The organism is Acinetobacter sp. RG5 (genome assembly GCF_031844265.1).
In the GTDB taxonomy this organism is placed as follows: domain Bacteria; phylum Pseudomonadota; class Gammaproteobacteria; order Pseudomonadales; family Moraxellaceae; genus Acinetobacter.
Genome location: NZ_JAUZUV010000035.1, coordinates 1 through 7,110, shown reverse-complemented (window position 1 = coordinate 7,110; position 7,110 = coordinate 1). Strand labels below are relative to the sequence as shown.

General features: G+C 36.2%; 10 protein-coding genes. 6 read left to right on the top strand and 4 right to left on the bottom strand.

The features are described from left to right. Together repM and Q9R21_RS14685 are read left to right on the top strand one after the other, a co-directional pair. Window positions 1–700, top strand: a 700-nt coding sequence (gene repM / locus Q9R21_RS14690) for a replication initiation protein RepM (RefSeq protein WP_311204767.1), incomplete at its 5' end; no start/stop codon positions are given. Between the two features lie 66 nt (window positions 701–766). Next, on the top strand, window positions 767–1,309 hold the full coding sequence (locus Q9R21_RS14685) for a plasmid replication DNA-binding protein (protein ID WP_004896925.1): 543 nt from the start codon (window positions 767–769) through the stop codon (window positions 1,307–1,309). 264 nt (window positions 1,310–1,573) lie between these two features. Here Q9R21_RS14685 and Q9R21_RS14680 read toward each other — a convergent pair whose 3' ends face one another. Further along, on the bottom strand, window positions 1,574–1,771 hold the full coding sequence (locus tag Q9R21_RS14680; RefSeq protein WP_004897314.1) for a hypothetical protein: 198 nt from the start codon (window positions 1,769–1,771) through the stop codon (window positions 1,574–1,576). A gap of 306 nt (window positions 1,772–2,077) precedes the next feature. Next, a complete protein-coding gene (locus Q9R21_RS14675) occupies window positions 2,078–2,392 on the bottom strand; it encodes a hypothetical protein (RefSeq protein ID WP_227554090.1) in 315 nt (104 codons plus the stop codon). Between the two features lie 744 nt (window positions 2,393–3,136). Here Q9R21_RS14675 and Q9R21_RS14670 point away from each other — a divergent pair. Further along, window positions 3,137–3,586 carry a BLUF domain-containing protein gene (locus Q9R21_RS14670; protein ID WP_311204766.1) on the top strand — a complete coding sequence of 150 codons (450 nt, stop codon included), beginning with the start codon at window positions 3,137–3,139 and terminating at the stop codon, window positions 3,584–3,586. Between the two features lie 108 nt (window positions 3,587–3,694). Here the strand turns inward: Q9R21_RS14670 and Q9R21_RS14665 are convergent, their stop codons facing one another. Together Q9R21_RS14665 and Q9R21_RS14660 are read right to left on the bottom strand one after the other, a co-directional pair. After that, the gene (locus Q9R21_RS14665; protein WP_001218546.1) at window positions 3,695–4,414 is read right to left on the bottom strand and encodes a DUF6998 domain-containing protein; all 720 of its coding nucleotides are present in this window, start codon (window positions 4,412–4,414) and stop codon (window positions 3,695–3,697) included. 17 nt (window positions 4,415–4,431) lie between these two features. Then, window positions 4,432–4,698, bottom strand: a complete 267-nt coding sequence (locus Q9R21_RS14660; protein WP_006581723.1) for a hypothetical protein — start codon at window positions 4,696–4,698, stop codon at window positions 4,432–4,434. Window positions 4,699–4,906: 208 nt separating this feature from the next. Between Q9R21_RS14660 and mobQ the strand changes: the two genes are divergently transcribed. The 3 genes from mobQ to Q9R21_RS14645 form a co-directional block, all read left to right on the top strand. Beyond that, window positions 4,907–6,343: a MobQ family relaxase gene (gene mobQ / locus Q9R21_RS14655; protein ID WP_092692972.1), complete on the top strand. Its 1,437-nt coding sequence runs from the start codon at window positions 4,907–4,909 to the stop codon at window positions 6,341–6,343. Window positions 6,344–6,444: 101 nt separating this feature from the next. Next, window positions 6,445–6,678 carry a hypothetical protein gene (locus tag Q9R21_RS14650; RefSeq protein WP_034429840.1) on the top strand — a complete coding sequence of 78 codons (234 nt, stop codon included), beginning with the start codon at window positions 6,445–6,447 and terminating at the stop codon, window positions 6,676–6,678. Window positions 6,679–6,880: 202 nt separating this feature from the next. Further along, window positions 6,881–7,110 (top strand): RepB family plasmid replication initiator protein (locus Q9R21_RS14645; RefSeq protein WP_311204765.1); only part of this gene is annotated, 230 nt, incomplete at its 3' end.

The following is a 7,110-nucleotide window of genomic DNA, read 5'->3' as shown; positions in this document are numbered from 1 at the left end:
TGCAAGACAATTCAGTTATCAGAGTCTTAGTGAAAAAGGTAACATTATTAATCACAAATCAAGATGGGTGAGCGAGGTGGCTTATATTGATAATGAAGCTGTCGTTAGACTTATTTTTGCCCCTGCTATTGTGCCTTTAATTACTAGGTTAGAAGAACAATTTACAAAGTATGAAATACAACAAATAAGTAATTTAACAAGTGCTTATGCTGTTCGTTTATATGAAATATTGATTGCATGGCGTAGTACTGGAAAAACGCCTCTCATAACTATGTATGATTTTAGACAAAAAATAGGTGTACTCGAGACTGAATACAAACGAATGTATGATTTTAAAAAATATGTTTTAGACATTGCATTAAAACAAGTAAATGAACATACCGATATTACTGTCAAAGTTGAACAGCATAAAACAGGTAGATCTATTACTGGTTTTTCATTTAGCTTTAAACAGAAAAAATCAGCCACGCATTCAGTCGAATCTAAAAGAGATCCGAATACATTAGACCTCTTTTCAAAAATAACAGATAAACAACGCCATCTATTCGCCAACAAGCTCTCAGAGCTTCCTGAGATGAGTAAATATTCACAAGGCACAGAAAGCTATCAGCAGTTTGCTGTACGTATAGCTGCCATGCTGCAAGATGCAGAGAAATTTAAGGAATTACTTCCTTTACTCAGAAAATTAGGATTTCAATGACATTGTTAATTGAAATTGTTAAGTTAACAGTCAGGTATTAACACAAGTTGAAAACTGGTTTACATAATGAAAAAACTGTCAGTTTCAGAGTTAGCTAAGCTTTATGGATATTCAAGACAAGCCATATATGCACATATAAACAAAGGAAATTTATCTAAAGGATCTGATGGATTAATTGACTTTTCAGAGGCCCTAAGAGTTTTTGGGGAACCACAAAAAAAAGAGGATACAGTCAATCAAAGTCAATCAATTAACAGTCAAAACTTGACAGAAGTTGACTTACTAAAACGTCAAGTTGACATACTGGAAAAACAATTAAATCAGGCAATACAGAGAGAAAATCAATCTTTAGAACGTGAATCGTTTTATCAAGAACAGATTGAAGCTATGCAGCGCTTACTAGAAGCACCAAAAGCCAATATGACTACCTTTACCGATCAGAGCTTTAAACAGGATATAGCAACGGATCCTCGGTCGGAACTAGCAACGAACTATGACGAATTGACTACTCCTCAGCAAGACAATAAGCGTATTCCTATCCCGGAGCATGTTGAACCAGAACAGAAGAAGAGAGGCTTCCTAAGCCGCTTTTTCCTTCCATATGGTTAGCCAAGACTCCAGTTTTTTGAAGAGCCAATTTCAGTGCAAGCACTTGAAATAATGACTCCTCAAAAAACCGGATGATGTTTATTAAAACTGAATAAAACCGTGGAACATCGCTCAATTAGTGATCGTGGAACATGAATAATCAATAAAAAGCCGTTCTGGTGCCCTATACTCCAGAACGGCTTACGTTAATATAATGATATTTAAAGAGAAATATCAAGAATTTCGTATAAGGTGTATTATGTTAATTTTAGGAAATTTTAAGAATTAACTCTCAAGTAACTGCCCTATTTCCAACCTACTATATCCTCGCTCTTTTAGAATCAAGACAATAGCTTTTCTATATTCATCAGAACTGGAGGTCTTATATTTTATGATTAATTGATTCTCTGAATTCAGTTCAAGGGCATTCTTATAGGTTAAGACTTCAGTAGAAATCTTATTAAAAATATTTAGATTAAACATACAGGTACTCTTCATCCTGTTATAGCGGCCCGACTACAACAAATACCTGCCTTAGCTTAGCTAGGCACCCTTGGCAGCAAGGATTACAAATTAAGAAAAGTTCTGCAAGTTTTCAAAAGCTATAAGGATGAATAATCAACTAAAATCAATGTTATTTAACATAATGGCTGTTATACGCAATAAAAAAACCTGGGCACCAACCCAGGTCTAAAATTTAAAAAACAGATAAATATCAGTGCAATAAACTCATTTTTCTAATTTCGCATAACGTGTATTATGTTAATTTTAGGAACGCTACAAGATAGATTAGACTCGATTTTTTCTCTTTTTGAGATATAAATAACAAATCAACAGAAAACTAAGCCAAAATAAGTAGTCCAAGATAAAGTAGTGAAGAAGGAACTCATCTAAATCCCAAAAAATAAATAACACGCTTATATTGTTACCAGGTGAAGTGAAATCTCCATCAATTAAGAATACAAAGGGAAAACCTCCTGCAAGTCTATCTACTTCTTCCACCCTATCGACAACTATACGATTAACAGGGATATATCTCTGATAAAATAAAGATAATGATGTCAAAAGAAATGATAATATATTGATATACAATGTTTTTTTCAAAAATACACTTTTTATATTTTAAGTTAAAGATACTATTACTATACCGATTTTTGTAAAATTCATCCCACTATTTAACATAATGGGCATTATACGAAATGCCTTTTTAAATAGCTTTATTTATCAAATACTTAAACTCACAAATTCAAAACCCCAAAGATCAAAAAACAGACGTTTTAACAACTCGTGTGTTTTTTAAGCAGATCTGTAACATTTAGCCAATAAAATCGGTTAAAAAATGCTCAAATTCGACATTTTCCCAATGTTCTCGGTCTTCCCAGGGCCAAAAATATCCCCAATTTCTGGGGATAAAATTTAGGCTATTTTGTACGCTTTGGCGCACATCAATCTCGGCCCTTTGCTACTACCTGGAACAGTGGAATTTTCCTATGATCAAGTCATCAGGAACAGGATGTTCCATAACATAAAACAAAAATTATAAGTTATTGCACATGGACCAGAGGGTACAACAGCACAATCAGCAACGATGAAAAACCCCGGCAGGATGCCGGGGTTTTTTATTATCTAAAATATTTAGATCAAAGTTGGATGGGCATCCAGAATGCGAATTAAAGTCGCTGCAGGACCAGTCGGATAACTTAAATAAAAAAGTCTCCGACAAACCCGGTACGGTTCATTAGCTTGTATATTTATTTGGCTACCTTTATCGGGTAAATTCTATACTTGAAATGTCAACAGACCCTAATCGTATTAAAAATTTTTAAAATTTTCATTAAGGCAAAAGCTATGAATGACTTTAGACTACTATATGTAAGTAAGATCAAAAGTAATATTAATCCGGTAAATGATCTATATGATATTTTGACAGAAGCCGTAGCTTTTAATAGCCTAAATGAAATTTATGGTGTTCTTTATTATGGAAACGATTACTTTATTCAATGCTTAGAAGGTCAGAAAGATAAAGTAGAATATCTATTTTATGAAAAAATTTTAAAAGATCCACGTCATAAAAACTGTGAAGTTTTATCTTTCGAAAATATCGAAAAATATTTATTTTCTGCATGGCATATGAAATATGTCATGATTCATAAAGAAGTTATTGATTTCTTTAAGCATTATCATAATGATGAATTTAATCCTTATTTACTGAATAGCTCTACTATTCCAGCTTTTATAGAGCTGTTAAGCACACATGGAGATAGCTTTTCTATCTTAAAAAGTAAAGCTTTAACTTAACCAGTACAAAAATTATTTAGAATAAAATTAATATAATAAAGTGCTTTCAAAAGACTTATGAATTAAGTCTTTTGATCATGCATTTAACATAAAATCTCTTATGCGAAATCAGGTTGATCTAAAGTTCTTTATTGCCTTGATCACATGATCCCCTAATTGCTGAGTATTTTTAGGATTTCCGGCTGAATTATTTAAAGAGACATTTAAAGGGAGGGCTATCTGCCTCAAAATTTCTTTAGCTGATGGTTGTTTTTCACCATCCTTATAAACTTCAATTTTTGCATTTTCATATTGTTTTATCTCATATCCATCATAAAAAATATTATTTAAAATCAATAGCTCATGATTATTTTCAACTTTCAGTTCTGTTTCAGTAGGAATATTTAACCCTATATTTATTTTTGAATTAGCTAAAAGTATTTTGTTATAAATACCTAAAATATATTTCCCTTTGTATTCTCGTGACTTAGCCTGAAACTGCTCCATATTTAAGTCATAGACTACTTCAATACAGAGGTCCTCTGGGTTAATTCTTAAAACAATAATTCTGTCCACTAACTCAATCGTTTTAAGATTAAAATCGACATGACTTGCTGTAGTAACAGTCTTAACAGAAATTCTTTGTCCAGTACTGGAAACTACATCATAACCTCTCTGATTAACTGAATCAGCTAATTGTCCTAAGGTCATCATAGCTACATAAAGTTCCCCAATTCTTCCTGTTAAATGCCTTAATTCTGCAATAGGCATTCCCCAAGAGAGTTCTTTTTCAAACCATTCAATAGATTCACCTAAAGACTTAATAATATCGAATTGGCTCAATGCCATGATTGATTTCCTATCACTTATAAATTAAAGAGCTTACGATCACGTTCATCAGTCAAATACTTGTCCATCTGTGCAATCAATTTTGCCCGGGCCTGTTCATCTTCTTCAGTGATTTTTAGCATACAAGATCCGATTAGAATTTTGCGTCTAGTATCATCTTTACGAGCCTGTTCTTTCTCTTTAGCACGTTCTCTTGCAAGTGCTGCTTGTCTTTGAGCTTTAAGCTGTTTCAGCTTTTCTTCCTGGGCTTTAATTTTGCTGTCTAGTGTTTCAGTAACGCTCATTAATCCAATACCATCATCCTGGGAAACCATCCCTAACATAAGCGCACTTGAATATGCATTCAAGGTGCTATATGTATAGTAATGTTTTCCTCGAAGAGCGCACTTATGCAAACTTCGTTTGCAAGTCCGATTGGGGTCTCCCCAATACCCCGACAACCGTATCCACGGTTGTATTTCACTACGTGAAAATTTAAAAGCGAAAATAGGCATGGCGATTTACCACTTTTCAGTCAAAACCGTAGCACGATCAGCAGGGCGTTCCGCTACTGCTGCGATTGCCTATCGGGCAGGTGAAAAGATCTATTGTGAACGTGAGGGCCGAGAACATGATTACAGCCGAAAAACAGGTGTGGAATATAAAGAAATTTATTTACCCGAAGGCGCACCAGAACATTTAAAAAACCGGGAAAGACTCTGGAACGAAGTTGAACAACGGGAAACCCGAAAAAACTCGACAGTTGCCCGAGAATTTGAAATCGCTTTTCCAAGTGAATTAAATCAGGAACAACGCCTGGCCATGCTCGAAGAGCTATGCGCCAGTATCGTGGACAGACATCAGGTGGCCATCGATGCCTGTATTCATGCACCGCATACTGGATCTGGTAGTGATGAACGCAATTATCACGCGCATATCCTGATGAGCACACGCAAACTTACTCAGGAAGGCTTCACCGAGAAAACCCGGGAACTGGATCAGAAACACAGTGGAGAAATCGAACACTGGCGCGAACACTTTGCCGATATCTGCAATATGCACCTGGATCTGGCTGGATACACTGCCCGAGTCGACCACCGCAGCTACAAAGACCAGGAGAATGGTTTAGAAGCCACGCTGCACGAAGGGCCGAAAGTCACCGAACTGCGCCGAAAAGGGATTGAGACCGAAATCAGCCGAAGCAATGACGAAATCAAACAGAGAAATCAGGCTCAGCTGCAATACAGCAAAAATATGGATCTGCTGATTGCTGAAAATGAGATCAAACTCAGCACACTGAAAACAGAACAGCAGATCCAAATCAAAAATAGCGCTAAAACGCCACCAATTGACGAAAAAGCCCTGTTTGAGGAAAAACAGAGGGAAACCCTTGGCAAAGTGCTAAAACGCGAAATCAGCGCAAAAGACGCGAATCTAGACCTGGATTTCATGCAGCGTAATCTCAAACAAGCCGAAATAACCCTGACCAAGCACCACAAACATCAAAATGAGTTCAATCAGCAGCTTGCCCAGGAGATCGTGAAAAGCGGACTCAAGCAAAGTCATGACAAATTGCAAAGCCTGGTCGATCAACACAACGAATTAACTCAGAACAAACCCTTACTGTTTGGAAAAAAAGCCTGGGAAGCCCAACGTGATGCGATTTACCAGGAGCACAAAAAGCTGAAAGGTCAGCATGAACACCAGAAAAAACATGGTGTGAAGGATTTATTGGAAAATGAAAAGTTTAAAGAACATGCCTGGAAGCAGTACCAACAACAACATCCAGCCAAAGCCAAGCAATACCAGACTCTATACCCATCCTATCAAGTCATTAAAAAATGTGTGGATGAGATCAAAGCAGAACAACAGATGAAACTCAGACAGGAACAACAGCTCAAAGCACAGCAACATGCGCCTAAAATGAAATCTCGTGGCATGAGTCGCTAAACAGAGCGAGTGTCTACGAGCGAACTGAGAAAATTTGCCCATCCCTTTCCCTGATTACAAGCTCCCTATCCATTAATCACCTACCCTACAGAGCATCCCGCATGGGTGCGAACTTTCCAAATTTGATTCTTAAATCGAGCGTAGCGAGAAAAAAAGCTCATGAGCGAAGCGAATTCCGAGCTGCTTTTGATCTTGCTTTTGCTTTTTCTCAAATTCACGAAAATATGAACCAAAAATTGCCCCGACGAATCGAGCGAAAGCGAGATTCAATAGAGTTTGAGCGAAGCGAAAACCAAGGGCAATTTTTTACTCCCTGGGCTTTTAATTATTTTTAAGCTTTTAAATGCTTTTAATTAAGCTGTAATCCTTTATTCATAATGGTTCTAGAGATATTAAAACGAGGTTTACCTTGCATTAAAACGAGGTTTACCTTGCATTAAAACGAGGTTTACCTTGCATTAAAACGAGGTTTACCTTGCATTAAGCGAGATAATTATATAACCTCGTCTTATTGAATTAAAAATATAATCTTTTCATATGAAAACAGAACTAGTTGTTAAAGATAACGCCTTAATCAATGCCAGTTATAACCTCGATCTAGTTGAACAGAGGTTAATTCTCCTAGCTATTGTTGAAGCAAGGGAATCGGGTAAAGGGATAAATGCTAATGATCCACTAACAGTTCATGCTGAAAGTTATATTAATCAGTTTGGTGTACATCGAAATACGGCTTATCAGGCGTTAAAAGATGCTTGCGATGACTTGTT

Excerpts from the sequence above, each read along its gene's own strand:
- Q9R21_RS14660 (WP_006581723.1), bottom strand. The coding sequence starts at position 4,698 with ATGAGCGTTACTGAAACACTAGACAGCAAAATTAAAGCCCAGGAAGAA.
- Q9R21_RS14665 (WP_001218546.1), bottom strand. The coding sequence starts at position 4,414 with ATGGCATTGAGCCAATTCGATATTATTAAGTCTTTAGGTGAATCTATT.
- Q9R21_RS14670 (WP_311204766.1), top strand. The coding sequence starts at position 3,137 with ATGAATGACTTTAGACTACTATATGTAAGTAAGATCAAAAGTAATATT.
- Q9R21_RS14650 (WP_034429840.1), top strand. The coding sequence starts at position 6,445 with ATGGGTGCGAACTTTCCAAATTTGATTCTTAAATCGAGCGTAGCGAGA.
- mobQ (WP_092692972.1), top strand. The coding sequence starts at position 4,907 with ATGGCGATTTACCACTTTTCAGTCAAAACCGTAGCACGATCAGCAGGG.
- Q9R21_RS14680 (WP_004897314.1), bottom strand. The coding sequence starts at position 1,771 with ATGTTTAATCTAAATATTTTTAATAAGATTTCTACTGAAGTCTTAACC.
- Q9R21_RS14685 (WP_004896925.1), top strand. The coding sequence starts at position 767 with ATGAAAAAACTGTCAGTTTCAGAGTTAGCTAAGCTTTATGGATATTCA.